Raw genomic sequence first — 14227 nt, 5'->3', positions numbered from 1 at the left:
TCCGCCACCGGCAGCTCGTTCCACTGCGGTGGGACGGGCAAGGCCACCGTCGTTTTACCCGCGCTCTACCAGGAGACAGACAATGACCGTCTCGAATGACGCACTGATCGCCAAGATCGATGCCAATCCGAAGTACCACGCACTCAAGCGCCAGCGCAACGCGCTGGGCTGGACCCTCACCGTGCTGATGTTGCTGGCCTATTACGGCTACATCGGCCTGATCGCCTTCGACAAGGAATTCCTCGCCAAGCCGATCGGTGCCGGCGTGACCTCGATCGGCATCCCGATCGCGATCGGGGTGATGGTGTTCACCATCGTCATCACCGCCATCTACGTGCGCCGCGCCAACAACACCTACGACCAGCTGACCGCGCAGATCCTCGAGGACGCACGCAAATGAGTAAGTATTCGCGCCTTCTCCTGATCCTGGCCGGGCTGATGCCGGCCGGCATCGCGCTGGCCGCCGGCGGCGACATGGGCCAGGTCGACAAGCAGCCCACCAACTGGGTGGCGATCGGCATGTTCGGCTTCTTCGTGCTGGGCACCTTGTGGATCACCAAGTGGGCGGCGGCCAAGACCAAGTCGGCCTCGGACTTCTACACCGCCGGCGGTGGCATCACCGGCTTCCAGAACGGCCTGGCGATCGCCGGCGACTTCATGTCGGCAGCCTCGTTCCTGGGCATCACCGCGGCGGTGATGGCCAATGGCTACGACGGCCTGATCTATGCGATCGGCTTTCTGGTCGGCTGGCCGATCCTGACCTTCCTGATGGCCGAACGGCTGCGCAACCTCGGCAAGTACACCTTCGCCGACGTGGCCGGCTATCGCTTCGCGCCGACCGCCATCCGCAGCTTTGCCGCGTCGGGCACGCTGGTGGTGGTGCTGTTCTATCTGATCGCACAGATGGTCGGTGCCGGTGCCTTGATCAAGCTGCTGTTCGGCCTGGACTACTGGGTGGCGGTGACCCTGGTCGGCGTGCTGATGATGGTCTACGTGCTGTTCGGCGGCATGACCGCCACGACGTGGGTGCAGATCATCAAGGCGGTGCTGCTGCTGACCGGCGTGACCTTCATGGCGGTGGCGATCATGTGGCACTTCAACTTCAGCTTCGAGGCGCTGTTTGCCGAGGGCGTGCGGGTGAAGACCGCGATCGCGGCCAATGGCGGTGCATCGCCGGAGGACGCGGCCAAGGCCGGCCTGTCGATCATGGGGCCGGGCGGCTTCGTGAAGGACCCGATCTCGGCGATCTCGTTCGGCATGGCGCTGATGTTCGGCACCGCCGGCCTGCCGCACATCCTGATGCGCTTCTTCACCGTTCCCGATGCCAAGCAGGCGCGCAAGTCGGTGCTGTGGGCCACCACCTGGATCGGCTACTTCTACATCCTGATCTTCATCATCGGCTTTGGCGCGATCGCGCTGGTGCTGACCAACCCGCAGTTCGCGGACGTCACCACCGGCACCATCCACGGCGGCAAGGGCGCGGCCAACATGGCGGCGGTGCTGGTCGGCAATGCGGTCGGCGGTAACGTGTTCATGGGCTTCATCTCGGCGGTAGCCTTCGCCACCATCCTGGCGGTGGTCGCAGGCCTGACCCTGTCCGGCGCCTCGGCGGTGTCGCATGACCTGTACGCCACGGTGATCAAGAAGGGCAATCCGGCGCCGGGTTCGGAGCTGAAGGTCTCGCGTGCCACCACCCTGGTGCTGGGCGTGATCGCGGTGCTGCTGGGCATCGTGTTCGAGAAGCAGAACGTGGCCTTCATGGTGTCGCTGGCGTTCGCCATCGCAGCCTCGGCCAACTTCCCGGTGCTGATCCTGTCGTTGTTGTGGAAGAACTGCACCACCCGCGGTGCGGTGGTCGGCGGTTTCCTGGGCCTGGTCTCGTCGCTGGTGCTCACCATCCTGTCGCCGTCGGTGTGGGTGGACACGCTGGGTAATGCAGCCGGTTCGGCGCCGTTCCCGTACACCTCGCCGGCGCTGTTCTCGATGACCATTGGCTTTGTCGGCATCTGGCTGTTCTCGATCCTGGATCACAGCCCGCAGGCCGCCAACGAACGTGCAGCGTTCAAGGCGCAGCAGATCCGTGCCGAAACCGGCCTGGGTGCCAGCGGTGCGTCGGGTCACTGACGTACAGTCACTGCGCAGTCGCAGAACGCCGGCTTAGTGCCGGCGTTTTGCGTTTTGGCCAAGGCTGGCAGCGGGCAGCGTCTGTGTTGCCACGCCCCTACGATCGTCTTCTGACGCGAAGGGCGGGGGGGTATCGGTCGAGCGCGCGCACCGTGCCGGTGCCGGCAGCGATCCAGCATCGTGACGACCCGTGCGCAACGCCCCATCAGACCTCGGTGCGCGGGCGTGCGACGCGCTGCGCGCGCACGACAGCGCTGCGTCCTTGCGTGGCATCGATGCGATCGCATCGCCCGCTTCGTTTTGCACGCAATGCCTGCGCGATCGCGAACAACCGCAACACCAGCGAAGAAATTAAGTCATCTAGGGTGACTAAATTGGCCGCAAGCCGAACGCTGATCACGCCCGGCTTGGCCTCTCCCCCGGTATCGACCGGTTGGCGAGTGCGCTGCAAGCGAGTCCGCCGATTGCGTCGACCCGTCGGCTCTCGTCCACCCCTTGCCCTTCCTGTACCTACGAACCGGGACACCGAGACCATGCCTATCCTCCTCGCTCCACATCCGCTGGCCCGTGCCTGCCGCCTGTTCGGCGCCCTGGCCCTGCTGGCTGCACTGCCGCAGCTGGCGATGGCCGCCTGCAACGACAGCTCCGATATCAAGATGCAACGCATCCTGTTCAACTCCTCCAATACCGTTGTGCTGGCGCACCGTGGCTTATGGGGCAAATACGCCGGCATCGCCGACATGCCGGAAAACTCGCGCGGCTCGCTGCAGATCGCCAACGACCAGTGCATGGATGGCGTGGAGCTGGACGTCAAGCTCACCAGCGATGGCGTGCCGGTATTGCTGCACGACTACAACCTGGGCCGCACCACCACCGTGTGGCAGCAACATCCCGGAGTGAAGTACGACCCGATCACCAACCAGGGCGTCAACCCGTCGATTCTGGTCACCCCGTGGTCGCAGGTCAGCCAGTTGTTCCTGCTGACGCCTGATCGTCGTACCACCACCGGCTATCACGTACCGCGTGTGGATGAGCTGTTTGCCTATTACAAGCAGCACAACCTGCGTACGCCGATGGTGTTCGACATCAAGGATGCGGCCACGGTACGCGCAGTGCGCAAGGCCGCCGAAAGCCAGTTCGGCGCGGCATCGGGCAGCTATGTGGCCGCCAAGGTCAATGCAACGCTGTACACCAGTCGCGATGCCTACCGTGCAGATGGCAGCGGCATGGTCGGCATACCGGTGTTCACCACCAACATGCTGGGCAAGATCAATGTGCGCCAGACGATTTCGGCATGGATGAACAACGGTCACCAGACGATGGAGATCAACGTCAAGCAACTCGGCGGCCTGCTGCAGAGCGATGCCGATTTCATTCGCGAGCGTGGGTATCGCGTGGGCGTCTTCCAGGCCATTCCGGATGGCCCGTCTGCTGGCAAGTTCTATCAAAACAGCGGCGCCTGCTGCTACGCGCTGTCGGATCTGTATTTCTCCTACGGCGGTGGCCGCGACACGGCCGACAATCGCGGCAATCTGGATTTCATCGTACGCGACGAGGCCTTTGGCCTGATCACCAGCGACGACCCGAAAGCGGCCATCGCCTACCTGCGTGCGCGCGGCAAGCACGACTAAGAGCAACTGACAAAACTACTGCGCAGCCGCCAGGCGGGCGCGGCCGGTGCTCGGAGTCCTCATGTACCACTCGTACACGCCGGTTCCTCCGCGTCGCCCACGCCCACCTGACGACTGCTCGCTACGTTTCGTTAGCCGCTCTCAGCAGCTGTTGCCGGTCCATGCGGGCCGGCGGTCCCGGCGGCGGCACTGCCGCCGCCGGTTCATGCCATGACGGAGATTGCCCATGTTTTCCACACCGCATTGTTTCAGGCTGCTTTGGTTGAGCCTTGCCTGCTCCACACCGCTGGCGCAGGCCGCCACACCCGATGCACACCTGCACACTGGCCCGGCTTCCGGAAAGGTGCTGCAGATTGGACACCAGACCTTCAGTGCGCCGGAATATCGCGCGCTGGCCCTGGCCGACCTGCCGCAGAACGCCAATCCGGCCATTGCGGCCGACCCGAGTTTCGTACGCGAATTTGCCGACCGGCTGCTGCTGGTGGACCAGGCCCGCCAGGCGCATCTGCAAGACGACCCGGTGGTGGCCGCGCACATCCGTCAGGCCACCGATGCCATTCTTGCCGAGGCAATGCAGCGGCGCGCACGCGATGCCGCGTCTATCGACGCCACGCAGGTGCAGGCCCAGTTCGATGCGCATCCGCACGATTACGACGAGGTTCGCCTCAGCCATCTATTCGTGGCGCTGCAGCCCCAAGGCGATGCTCGGCGCGGCACACCGTTGACCGATGCGCAGGCGCTCGCACGCGCACAGCGGCTCAAGCAGCAGCTGGATGCCGGCACGCCCTTCGAAGAACTGGCAATGCGCGAATCCGACGATGGCAGCACTGCGGCCGAGGGCGGCCAGCTGTCATCGATCTTCCTGCGCAACGTGGCCGATGTCTTTGCTGCGCCCGTGCAGGGGCTGGGCGTGGGGCAGGTTTCGGCCCCCGTCCGCGGGCCGGAGGGATATCACCTGATCCGTGTGGATGCGCGCATACCCGCCACGCTGGAGACAGCGCGCGGACAGATCGAAGTGCAATTGCGCGACCAGGCGGCCACCGCTGCGCTGGAACGTCTGCGCCAGGACAACCCGTTGCAGTTCGATCGCGCCGCACTGGAAGCGGCGCTGCGTTGATGCCAACGCCTGCGCTGAACGTTGGCGCGCGGCCATGGCATCGGAGGCGGTCGCGCTGGCCGGTGGCAGGCGCGGTGTGCGTGGCCGTAGCGATGTGGGCCGCCGGAATGTGGAGCCTGCGCACGCCTGCTGCGTTGCACCCGCAGAGCAGCGTCGCTGCGCGCCCTGCGGTGCATGCCGGCGTTGCATCGACGCAGCTGCCGGCGCGCGTCGCTCAGGGCCTGTTCGACAGCGCCATGCAACAGCTGGCCTGTCGTCAACAGGGTGAGGAGCGAGCCGCGCAGATCGCGCACGGCGGTGCACAGGTGCCGCCGTTGGAGGGCCGTCGCTGCGTCGCCGGCACGCAGCTGCAGATCGAGGCGCTGCTACGCACGGCCGCGGCACACGGCGATACCGATGCGCAACGCTATCTACTTGCGCAGCGTGCGGCCGAGTTGCTGCAACGTGCGGTGGCCGGCGCACCTGCCGGCATGCCTGCGCACCTGTCGGCGAGCGACGAACAGGAGATGGCCGCGATTGTGGCCGAGTTGGAAGCGCTGGCATTGGCGGGCCATCGCGATGCCATCGACGCCTTGGCGCAGGTGGTGGAATCGCCGTTGTTGCATGCGCCCGACCCGGTGTATGCGGCGGCGTGGCGGCTGGCATCGCGCCAACCGCCGGACCACGCGCTGGATCCATCGGCACCGTTGCAGGCAGAAGACGAATTGCTGGAGTCGCTCACCCAACAACAGCAGCAACAGGCACGTGAGCTGGCGGTTGAGTTGTTCGGCTATTGCTGCCGTGGGCGCGCTGCCACCGCAGATTGACGCCGGTTCTGCGACGCACGAACCAGCGCCCATCCAACGGCAACGCAGACTGTCAGCACCCGCGACAGGGGCGGGGCACCTTCAGTCAACGGAAGTAGCGCGCCTTCAACGGCAGCGTCGCCGCACCGATCGCGCAGGCGTCGGCCGGTGCCTCGGCCGGTAGCAGTAGCGGCATCGGCCTGCCCTGACCGCGACGCGGCAGGTTGTCGATCTGCACGGCGGCGATCAGGCGTCGGGCCAGATCGGCCGGCAGGCGGCCGCCGAACACGATCGCTTCCGGGTCGCACACCGCGGTGATCGCCGAGACGATCAACGACACCCCCGGCGCGCTGCGTGCGATCCAGCGCTCGATCGCCGGCCAGGTCGGGTCGTAGGCGGCCAGCAGGCTGCGCACGTCGGCAAACGCCACGCCGTCGTCGGCCAGCAGTTCGCGCAGCAGTTCCAGCGTGGCGCGTTCGAGCTTCTGTGCCGGCAGCATGCCGGCGAATTCACCGGCATTGCCGCGCGCACCGCGCATGACCTGGCCGTCGATGACCAGGCCGCCGCCGAACCCGTAGCTGAGATAGAGGTAGGCAAAGTCGCGATGTCGACGGCCCACGCCCAGCATCGCTTCGCCGGCGGCGGCCACGCTGCCGTCGTTGTCCATCCACACCGGCTGCGTGCAGGTCTGCGCCAGCCACGGCGCCAGGGCGAACTCGCCAAGCGCACGCAGCGGTTCGGGCGGATTGATGCGCCCGTCCTCGCCGGTAAAGAACCCGCTCATCGCCAACCCGATCCCCAGTCGCGGCCCCACCGCGTGGTCCAGGCCTGCCAGCAGCGCTGCGTCGCCGGCCTGCAGCTGCAGCAACACCGCGTCGGCACTGCGCGCGTCCAGCGGCAGCTCGCTGACCGCCAGTACCTGGCCGGCGAAATCCACCAGCGCCAGGCTCAGCGCGTCGGTGGCGACGGAGACGCCCAAGGTGTGGCCGTGCGCCGGGTTCAACGACACCGCCACCCCCGGCTTACCGCGGCCGGCACGTGCCACGCCGCTGCCCATGTGGACCATGCCGCGCGCCTGCAGGCCTTCGATCAGGCGCACCGCAGTCTGCACGGTCAGCCCGGTGCCGCGGCTGAGGTCGGCGCGGGTGAGCACGCCGGCCAGGCGCAGGCGGTCGAGCATGTCGCGCTCGTTGCGGCTCAGGCCGGGGAAATTCGGCGCATGCGGCGGCAATGCGACAGCGGCAGTGGACGGCATGGCGAGCGGTGGCGCGGGGGAGGGGCCAGCTTACCCGGTCCGGTCGAAATAATTAATTTACAGTAAGTTATTGAATTGCCAGCCTCTGTCATCACCGGTCATCCCGCCTCGCGCCTGCGCACCTGTCCGTGTTCCCGGCCGCGGTCTGCTGCCCCTGCTCGACCTGCACCGCCGAGCTGCAGATGGCCGACGGCAAGCGCCAGCCACGCGAGGCCAGTCGCGCCGACTACGACGAGGCGCCCAGCCGCGCAGCGTGCTGGCCTGGATCGCGCGGAAGAAGCGATGGATGCTGGTCGCCGACTGCGGCTCCAGCACCCTGACCGTGCGCGTGGACGGTGCGCCTGCGCGCGCTCAATCGTCTCATCCATACCGGCATTCCGAGCGGGAACGCCCGGTCGCCAACCAGCTCGGCGTGCGCATCGCCCCGTGGCCCTGAGCACACTCCGGCGGCGCGGTACCATTGGTGGTTTGAACCACGGTCCGCGCCACGCCATGAAGATTGCCTCCTGGAACGTCAACTCGCTCAATGTGCGCCTGCCGCACCTGCAACAGTGGCTGGGCACGTTCGCACCCGACGTGGTCGGCATCCAGGAAACCAAGCTGGAAGACCACAAGTTTCCGGATGCGGCGCTGGCCGCTGCCGGCTATCGCAGCGTGTTCTGCGGGCAGAAGACCTACAACGGCGTGGCGATCCTGTCGCGCTCGCCGGCGCTGGACGTGCAGATGGGCATCCCCGGTTTCGACGACGTGCAGCAGCGCGCGATCGCCGCCACCGTCGATGGCGTGCGCATCGTCAACCTGTATGTGGTCAACGGCCAGGACGTGGGCACCGACAAGTACGCCTACAAGCTGCGCTGGCTGGCCGCGGTGCACGACTGGCTGGCGCAGGAGCTGCACAAATATCCGCATCTGGTGGTGCTGGGCGACTTCAACATCGCCCCGGATGCGCGCGATGTGCACGATCCGGCAGTGTGGAACGAGCACCATATCCTCACCTCCACCGCCGAGCGCGCCGCGCTGGAACAACTGCTGGCGCTGGGCCTGCACGATGCGTTCCGGCTGCATCATGAGCAAGCCGAGCAGTTCAGCTGGTGGGATTACCGCCAGGCTGGATTCCGCCGCAATCTGGGCCTGCGCATCGATCTGACCCTGGTCTCGGAGGCCTTGCGCGCACGCGCGGTGGACGCGGGCATCGATCGCGAACCGCGCACCTGGGAGCGCCCCAGCGACCACGCACCGGCCTGGGTGCGCCTGGCCGAGGCGGGCGCATGAGCGAGCGGCATCTGCGGCGTAGCACATACAAGGTTGGCGAGGTCACGATCAGCCCGGTGCATCGGCTGAGTTGCCACTGCGGCGCGGTGCAGATCGATCTGGATCTGCCGCACGGCCTGCTCGATCCACGTCGTTGCGACTGCTCGATGTGCCGCCGCCGGGGCGCCATCGTCGCCTCGGTGACGCTGGATGGCCTGCACGTGCTGCAGGGCGAGGATGTGCTGCGGCTGTATCAGTTCAACACGCATGCGGCGGCGCATTACTTCTGCGGCGTTTGCGGTATCTACACGCATCACCGTCGGCGCTCCAATCCCAACGAGTATGGCTACAACGTCGGCTGCCTGGAAGGCGTCAATCCCTATGCGTTGAACATCGCCGTGCCGGTGGAAGATGGGGTACACCATCCGTTGGATCGCGCTCCGGTCGATGGCTGAAACGACAACGCCCGGGCAAGCCCGGGCGTTGAATGTTCCATCAGTGGATGCGTGCTTAGCGCACGCGGCCACGGGTGAACAGATTGACGATTGCCAGCAGGATCACCGCACCCACCAGCGACCACACGAAGGTCCACAGCGTGATCGCCTGATTGATGCCGCCACCGAACAGGAACCCGGCGATCAGCGCGCCGACGATGCCGACCACGATATTGAGAATGATGCCCTGCTGCGCATCGCGACGCATGATGATGCTGGCCAGCCAACCCACGATGCCGCCGACGATCAACCAGATGATGATGCCCATGTTGCCGAACTCCTCATGCGATTGCACCGGAAGTAGTGCATGGGCGCCATTCAACGCAGACCGGCGTGAAGTGACTGTCGAGCGCGGTCGCACGCGCATGCGGCTGTTGTGCTTGGTGCACGCAGCGTGACAGCGCACGCAAGCTGGCATATCGGCCCGGTGCAGCTGTGGTTGCGTCCGCACCGGCATGGCGAGCGTGGCGAACCGCAGGCGCGCGAGTTGCTGGGCCAGGCTTTGGCGCTGGAACCGGCCCAGGTGCCGCTGCGGCGTGACGAGCGCGGGCGGCCGTCGCTGCAGCCAGCCTTGCCCGACCGGGACACCGGCTGGAGCCATAGCGGCGATTATCTGCTGGTCGGCCTGGGGCAGGGCGTGCGGCTGGGCGTGGATCTGGAGCGCATCCGCGCGCGCCCACGTCTGCTGGAAATCGCGCAGCGATTTTTCCATGCCGACGAAATCGCAGTGCTGGCTGGCCTGCAGCCGGACGCGCAACAGGCGCTGTTTTTCCGCCTGTGGTGCGCCAAGGAAGCGCTGCTCAAGGCGTACGGGCATGGCCTGTCGTTTGGCCTGCATCGGCTTGCCTACGCAGTGGCACCCGACGGCGCATTGCAGTTGCAGTGGTGCGACCCCGCGCTCGGCCAGGCCACGCAATGGCAGTTGCACGAATGGTGGGCCGCACCGGATTGCCGCGCTGCGCTGGCGTTCTACCCGTTGCCGGCCGAATAGGCGCGGCGATCGCTTTACTGCGTGGCTGCAGCGCAGGTGAGCGTTGCGTCCTGGACCGTGATGCAGCACGTGCCGGACATGGATGCTTGCGTTGCTGGTCCGACCGACGTCTCAGGCATGTTCCGGCCGCGTCGCAGCGTGCGGCAAAATCGGCTGACGGAACTGCGCTACCCCATCCAGATTGCGCAAGGTCACCGTCAGCACGCCGGTGCGTGCATCGATCTCCACTTCGCCAAAGAACTGAAATCCGGCCAGCGGCGACAGGTTGGGTGCCGGCGGTGCTTTCTGGAAGATCACCGTCGGGCCGAAGGTGGCATCGAGTGCATTCGGGCCGAAGCTGCCGGCATTGAGCGGGCCGGCCACGAACTCCCAGAACGGTTCGAATTGCTGAAACGCCGCGCGATCCGGGTGGTAGTAATGCGCCGCGCAATAATGCACATCGGCGGTCAGCCACAGCGTGTTGCGAATGCGCGCTGTGCTGATGAAACGCAGTAGCGTGGCGATCTCCTGTTCACGCCCGCGCGGCACACCCGGATCGCCGTTGGCGATCGCCTCCCAGCGCGCGCGGCCTGCGGCGTCCTGCCCATCGGGCACCTGCAGGCCGATCGGCATGTCGGCGGCAATCACCTTCCATTGCGCGCGCGAGCCGGCCAGTTCGCGCTGCAGCCAGGCCAGTTGCTGCGGGCCCAGAAAGGCCGCGTCCGCGCCCGGTTGCGGCTGCAGGTTGTCGCTGTTGGCGCCGCGATAGCTGCGCATGTCCAGCACGAACACATCCAGCAGCGGGCCATAACTGATCTTGCGGTAGATGCGCCCGTTGCCATCGGCATGCACGCCGCGCATCGGTGCGTATTCCAGAAATGCCTGACGTGCACGACCGGCCAGCACCCCGATATCGCGCACCTGATAGCGCTCGTCCAGCTGCTTGCCGGGCGACCAGTTGTTGGTGGTTTCGTGGTCGTCCCATTGCCAGACCTGCGCCACCTCGGCATTGAAGCGGCGCACATGCTCATCGAGCAGGTTGTAGCGGTAGTTGCCGCGGAATTCGTCCAGCGTTTCGGCCACCTTGCTCTTGGCCGCGGTGGTGAGGTTGCGCCAGCGCCTGCCTTCTTCCACGATCAGCTCGGCCGGGATCGGGCCGTCGGCATAGATGGTGTCGCCGCTGTGCAGGAAGAAATCCGGGTTGCGCTCGCGCATCGCGCTGTAGATGCGCATGCCGCCGATGTCCGGATTGATGCCAAAGCCCTGGCCGACGGTGTCACCACTCCAGACAAAGCGCACATCGCCACGTGCCTGCGGCGCACTGCGCAGATGGCCGTGCACCGGTGCGCTCAAGACGCCGTTGTCGGCATCTTCGAAGCGCACCCGGTAGAAGATGTCCTGATCGCGCGGCAATGCGCCCAGATCCACCCGCGCAGTGAAATCGTGCGCTGGCGAAGCCACCGGGCCATCCACGCGACGCGCCTGACGCAGGCTCGGGCGCGTATCCCATTCCACCCGCAGCCGCGCCGGCCGATCGCAGCGGCTCCACAGCAACGCCCGGCCCTCCACGACATCGCCGCTCTGCACCCCATCGGTGATCAGCGGCCGCCCGAACGGCGCAGCCAGACTACGCGTGGGCCAACCGGCAGTGGCCGGCAACAACAGGCCGGCACCCAGCCCTTGCAACACGCGGCGGCGAGTGGGATCGGAGGCGGTCATGGGATCCTCGAACGTCTGGCAGCGGCGCCCAGATGTAGCGCCGCCGTCTTACCGGCGCGTGTCCATTGCGCTGCACGACGCGCCCGGCCTGTGGGGATGGATGCAGTCACCGCGTTGTGCAGCACGCACCGCAAGCTCTGCGCGGCAAGGCAGTTGCAGGGCGGTTCACGCGTGCTGCGACGGTCGTGGAGATCGGCAAAGGCAAGTTGTGGTGGATGGTGAGCCTGCGCTGCGCCACCACCCGCGGCAGCGCAGCGCAGGCTCACGCCTCCACCGCACCCGCCTTGCCGTCCTCGACCACAAAGCGCTTCAACGTCGAGACCGTGGCCTGGCGGTCGCGGCGGTCTGAGATGCCTTGCAGGCGCGTTTCCATCCGGCCCGGTGTCAGCGTCACCGAGACATAGCCGCGGGTTTCGCCTTCGGCGTAGTGCACGTGCGGATTGAGCGCCATGGTCTGTTGCAGCTCGGCGTTGCTCTGGCCGTCGGAGGTGACCGAGGTGCCGACGAATTCGGTGGCCAGCGTCGGCGAGTCGGGGTTGGCCGGATCGGCCTTCAGATCGGTGACCCAGTACGAGTGGATGTCGCCGCCCCAGAACACCGGGTTGCGCAGCCGGGTCTTGGCGATGGCGTCGAGCATGCGCGTGCGCGTGGCCGGGTAGCCGTCCCAGCCGTCGGTCCAGTGTCCGAACACGCCGTCGCGGCCGTGCTGCTGCATCGGTGCCACCAATAGATCCTGCGCAATCACGTTCCAGCGCGCGGCCGACTGCGCGAAGGCGCCATGCAGCCAGTGCTCCTGTTCCCAGCCGAGCATGCTGCGGCGTGGGTCGGTGCGTTCGTGGCAACTGTCGTCCACCACATGCCCGCCGCGCCAGCCGTTGGCCTGCGGGCAGGGTTGTTCGCTGCGGTACTGGCGCCCGTCGAGCACGTAGAAGCGCGCCAGCTGGCCGTAGTCCAGCGAGCGGTAGATGCGCATGTCGGCGCCGTGTGGGCGATTGCGTGCGCGCAGCGGGAAGTGTTCGTAAAAGGCACGGTAGGCGGCTGCGCGCCGGGCCAGGAACGTGTCGACCGCAATCGACGGGTCCTGCGACCAGCGGTTGGCGTAATCGTTCTGCACTTCGTGGTCGTCCCAGGTCGCCACGCAGGCGCTGCCGGCGTGCAGCGCCTGCAGGTCGGGGTCAGTGCGGTACAGCGCATAGCGGTTGCGGTAGCCGGCCAGATCCAGGCATTCGCCGCTGCCGTGCGGGCGCACGATCTTCTGCGCTGCCTCGCCGTGGTTGCTGTATTCGTAGATGTAATCGCCGAGGAAGAACACCAGGTCCGGCTGTTCGGCGGCCAGGTGGCGGTAGGCGCTGAAATAGCCCAGCTCCCAGTGCGAGCAGGACACAAAGCCCAGCCGTGCGGCATCCGGCAACTGGTGCGGCGCCGGCAAGGTGCGCGCGCTGCCGATGGCGCTACGCGCGCCCAGCGCCTGGAAGCAGTACCAGTACGGGCGATCGGCGGCTAGGCCGGCGACCTCCACATGCACCGCATGACCCCAGGCCGGGCTGGCGACGGTCTGACCCTGGCGCACGATGTGGCGCATGCCCGGGTCGCTGGCCACCTGCCAGCGCACCTGCACCGGAGCGGTCAGCCCGCCGCGTCCATCCGGCTCCAGCGGGCGTGGCGCCAGCCGGGTCCAGATGACAAAGCCGTCGGCCAGCGGGTCGCCCGCGGCCACGCCCAGGGTAAACGGGTCCGGGCTGCCGCTGGCACGTGCGAACGGGCTGAGCAGCCCGGCGGCCGCCAGCCCGGCACCGGCGACGAGAAGACGGCGCCGGCTGTGATCCACGGCGGCAGCTGTGTTGCCGGGGCCAGGCAGGGGCGATGCGGAAGACGGGTCGATCAAAGACATGGGCATACAGGCGATCTGGCGAACGCGACCATAGTGCGACGGGCGCATGTCCGTTCAATGGCAGCGGCAGTGGTGTCGCTGTCGGCGCAGGCTTGCCTGCGTCATCGACTGCCGATGGCAGATACGGGTATGCCACCGCGGCGGGTGACCCTGCCCACAGCGATGCCTACACGCCGGTGCAGCGGCGGTCTGTCGTGGGTGGCAGGTCTTGCGGCATCGCAGGCCTGGACGTTGTGCTGGGCAAGTTCACTTACGTCGGCTTGCGGCCCACGCGCTCACGCGCCACGCATCGCCGGCCTGCGCGGCACGCACGCGCCAGCCAGCTGCGATAATCGCGGCATGAACGATGCCGCACTTTCCCCCGATGTAGCCGCTGCGCTGGCCAACGGCCTGCAGGCCCAATCCCTGGATGCGGCCTTTGCCGCGCCGTTGTTGCGCTATCTGACGCTGCTGGTGCGTTGGAACAAGACCTACAACCTCACCGCCGTGCGCGACCCGCGCGAGATGGTCACCCGCCATCTACTCGATTCGCTGGCCATGCAGCCCTACATCGCCAGCGGCACCCTGGCCGATCTGGGCACCGGCCCCGGCCTGCCCGGCATCCCGCTGGCGATCACCCGCCCGCAGCTTCAGGTGACCCTGGTGGAAAGCAACGGCAAGAAGGCCCGCTTCATGCGCGAGGCGCTGCGCCAGCTGGCGCTGGGCAACGCACGCGTGGCCGAGTCGCGCGCCGAGGCGCTGGACGAGCCGGCCGCCTACGACCATCTCACCGCGCGGGCGCTGGACACGCTGGCCGGCATCATTGACGTCGGCGGCCACCTGCTGCGCCCGGGCGGCAGCCTGCTGGCGATGAAGGGCGTCTACCCGCATGACGAGATCGCCGCGCTGCCCGCCGGCTGGACGGTGGGCGAGGTGCATCCGCTGCAGGTGCCGGGCCTGGACGGCGAGCGGCATCTGGTGGTGGTGCGCAAGGCAGGCTGAAGCGGCCGG

Annotated in this window: 14 protein-coding genes and 1 other RNA gene; 10 read left to right on the top strand and 5 right to left on the bottom strand. The window is 67.1% G+C overall.

The genetic code is table 11. From position 1 onward, the window contains the following. Positions 1 to 82 precede the first annotated feature (82 nt). Both DGN21_RS19145 and DGN21_RS19140 read left to right on the top strand, forming a co-directional pair. The gene (locus tag DGN21_RS19145; protein ID WP_024937573.1) at positions 83 to 400 is read left to right on the top strand and encodes a DUF485 domain-containing protein; all 318 of its coding nucleotides are present in this window, start codon (positions 83 to 85) and stop codon (positions 398 to 400) included. Then, on the top strand, positions 397 to 2124 hold the full coding sequence (locus DGN21_RS19140; RefSeq protein WP_024937572.1) for a cation acetate symporter: 1728 nt from the start codon (positions 397 to 399) through the stop codon (positions 2122 to 2124). Before DGN21_RS19145 ends, DGN21_RS19140 begins: the two co-directional genes overlap by 4 nt. A gap of 205 nt (positions 2125 to 2329) precedes the next feature. On the opposite strand, the gene DGN21_RS19135 is transcribed toward DGN21_RS19140, so the two are convergent. Beyond that, positions 2330 to 2575: a hypothetical protein gene (locus DGN21_RS19135; protein WP_126966220.1), complete on the bottom strand. Its 246-nt coding sequence runs from the start codon at positions 2573 to 2575 to the stop codon at positions 2330 to 2332. Between the two features lie 172 nt (positions 2576 to 2747). Between DGN21_RS19135 and DGN21_RS19130 the strand changes: the two genes are divergently transcribed. The 4 genes from DGN21_RS19130 (at position 2748) to DGN21_RS19115 (ending at position 5678) form a co-directional block, all read left to right on the top strand. Continuing rightward, a complete protein-coding gene (locus tag DGN21_RS19130; protein ID WP_024937571.1) occupies positions 2748 to 3755 on the top strand; it encodes a glycerophosphodiester phosphodiesterase family protein in 1008 nt (335 codons plus the stop codon). Between the two features lie 61 nt (positions 3756 to 3816). Continuing rightward, positions 3817 to 3892, top strand: a non-coding RNA gene (locus DGN21_RS19125) — sX9 sRNA. 89 nt (positions 3893 to 3981) lie between these two features. Then, positions 3982 to 4872: a peptidylprolyl isomerase gene (locus tag DGN21_RS19120; protein ID WP_184551846.1), complete on the top strand. Its 891-nt coding sequence runs from the start codon at positions 3982 to 3984 to the stop codon at positions 4870 to 4872. Positions 4873 to 4979: 107 nt separating this feature from the next. Next, on the top strand, positions 4980 to 5678 hold the full coding sequence (locus DGN21_RS19115; protein ID WP_311551592.1) for a hypothetical protein: 699 nt from the start codon (positions 4980 to 4982) through the stop codon (positions 5676 to 5678). A gap of 85 nt (positions 5679 to 5763) precedes the next feature. Here DGN21_RS19115 and DGN21_RS19110 read toward each other — a convergent pair whose 3' ends face one another. Further along, the gene (locus DGN21_RS19110) at positions 5764 to 6912 is read right to left on the bottom strand and encodes an ROK family transcriptional regulator (RefSeq protein WP_126966218.1); all 1149 of its coding nucleotides are present in this window, start codon (positions 6910 to 6912) and stop codon (positions 5764 to 5766) included. A gap of 492 nt (positions 6913 to 7404) precedes the next feature. Between DGN21_RS19110 and xth the strand changes: the two genes are divergently transcribed. Further along, the gene (gene xth, locus DGN21_RS19105) at positions 7405 to 8184 is read left to right on the top strand and encodes an exodeoxyribonuclease III (RefSeq protein ID WP_126966217.1); all 780 of its coding nucleotides are present in this window, start codon (positions 7405 to 7407) and stop codon (positions 8182 to 8184) included. Next, positions 8181 to 8618 (top strand): GFA family protein, encoded by a 438-nt coding sequence (locus DGN21_RS19100; protein WP_043087731.1) that lies wholly within the window; start codon positions 8181 to 8183, stop codon positions 8616 to 8618. Before xth ends, DGN21_RS19100 begins: the two co-directional genes overlap by 4 nt. A 55-nt stretch (positions 8619 to 8673) precedes the next feature. Here the strand turns inward: DGN21_RS19100 and DGN21_RS19095 are convergent, their stop codons facing one another. Further along, complete coding sequence (locus DGN21_RS19095; RefSeq protein ID WP_016901812.1) at positions 8674 to 8925, bottom strand: GlsB/YeaQ/YmgE family stress response membrane protein; 252 nt, start codon at positions 8923 to 8925, stop codon at positions 8674 to 8676. Positions 8926 to 9051: 126 nt separating this feature from the next. Between DGN21_RS19095 and DGN21_RS19090 the strand changes: the two genes are divergently transcribed. After that, the gene (locus DGN21_RS19090) at positions 9052 to 9648 is read left to right on the top strand and encodes a 4'-phosphopantetheinyl transferase superfamily protein (protein WP_024937565.1); all 597 of its coding nucleotides are present in this window, start codon (positions 9052 to 9054) and stop codon (positions 9646 to 9648) included. Between the two features lie 111 nt (positions 9649 to 9759). On the opposite strand, the gene DGN21_RS19085 is transcribed toward DGN21_RS19090, so the two are convergent. Together DGN21_RS19085 and DGN21_RS19080 are read right to left on the bottom strand one after the other, a co-directional pair. Further along, complete coding sequence (locus tag DGN21_RS19085; protein WP_126966216.1) at positions 9760 to 11346, bottom strand: alkaline phosphatase D family protein; 1587 nt, start codon at positions 11344 to 11346, stop codon at positions 9760 to 9762. A gap of 262 nt (positions 11347 to 11608) precedes the next feature. After that, positions 11609 to 13237 (bottom strand): alkaline phosphatase D family protein, encoded by a 1629-nt coding sequence (locus DGN21_RS19080; RefSeq protein ID WP_126966226.1) that lies wholly within the window; start codon positions 13235 to 13237, stop codon positions 11609 to 11611. A gap of 339 nt (positions 13238 to 13576) precedes the next feature. Between DGN21_RS19080 and rsmG the strand changes: the two genes are divergently transcribed. Continuing rightward, positions 13577 to 14218 (top strand): 16S rRNA (guanine(527)-N(7))-methyltransferase RsmG, encoded by a 642-nt coding sequence (gene rsmG, locus DGN21_RS19075; RefSeq protein WP_126966215.1) that lies wholly within the window; start codon positions 13577 to 13579, stop codon positions 14216 to 14218. Positions 14219 to 14227: the final 9 nt, after the last annotated feature.

Origin of the sequence: Xanthomonas sp. MLO165 (assembly GCF_018831305.1) — a bacterium.
Lineage (GTDB): Bacteria > Pseudomonadota > Gammaproteobacteria > Xanthomonadales > Xanthomonadaceae > Xanthomonas > Xanthomonas arboricola.
This window is presented reverse-complemented; position numbering and strand designations above follow the sequence as displayed.

Bases quoted from the DNA above. Each gene is read 5' to 3' on its own strand.
- DGN21_RS19085 (WP_126966216.1), bottom strand. From the start codon at position 11,346: ATGACCGCCTCCGATCCCACTCGCCGCCGCGTGTTGCAAGGGCTGGGT.
- DGN21_RS19145 (WP_024937573.1), top strand. From the start codon at position 83: ATGACCGTCTCGAATGACGCACTGATCGCCAAGATCGATGCCAATCCG.
- DGN21_RS19120 (WP_184551846.1), top strand. From the start codon at position 3,982: ATGTTTTCCACACCGCATTGTTTCAGGCTGCTTTGGTTGAGCCTTGCC.
- DGN21_RS19140 (WP_024937572.1), top strand. From the start codon at position 397: ATGAGTAAGTATTCGCGCCTTCTCCTGATCCTGGCCGGGCTGATGCCG.
- DGN21_RS19130 (WP_024937571.1), top strand. From the start codon at position 2,748: ATGGCCGCCTGCAACGACAGCTCCGATATCAAGATGCAACGCATCCTG.
- DGN21_RS19080 (WP_126966226.1), bottom strand. From the start codon at position 13,237: ATGTCTTTGATCGACCCGTCTTCCGCATCGCCCCTGCCTGGCCCCGGC.
- rsmG (WP_126966215.1), top strand. From the start codon at position 13,577: ATGAACGATGCCGCACTTTCCCCCGATGTAGCCGCTGCGCTGGCCAAC.
- DGN21_RS19115 (WP_311551592.1), top strand. From the start codon at position 4,980: ATGTGGAGCCTGCGCACGCCTGCTGCGTTGCACCCGCAGAGCAGCGTC.
- DGN21_RS19110 (WP_126966218.1), bottom strand. From the start codon at position 6,912: ATGCCGTCCACTGCCGCTGTCGCATTGCCGCCGCATGCGCCGAATTTC.
- DGN21_RS19095 (WP_016901812.1), bottom strand. From the start codon at position 8,925: ATGGGCATCATCATCTGGTTGATCGTCGGCGGCATCGTGGGTTGGCTG.
- xth (WP_126966217.1), top strand. From the start codon at position 7,405: ATGAAGATTGCCTCCTGGAACGTCAACTCGCTCAATGTGCGCCTGCCG.
- DGN21_RS19100 (WP_043087731.1), top strand. From the start codon at position 8,181: ATGAGCGAGCGGCATCTGCGGCGTAGCACATACAAGGTTGGCGAGGTC.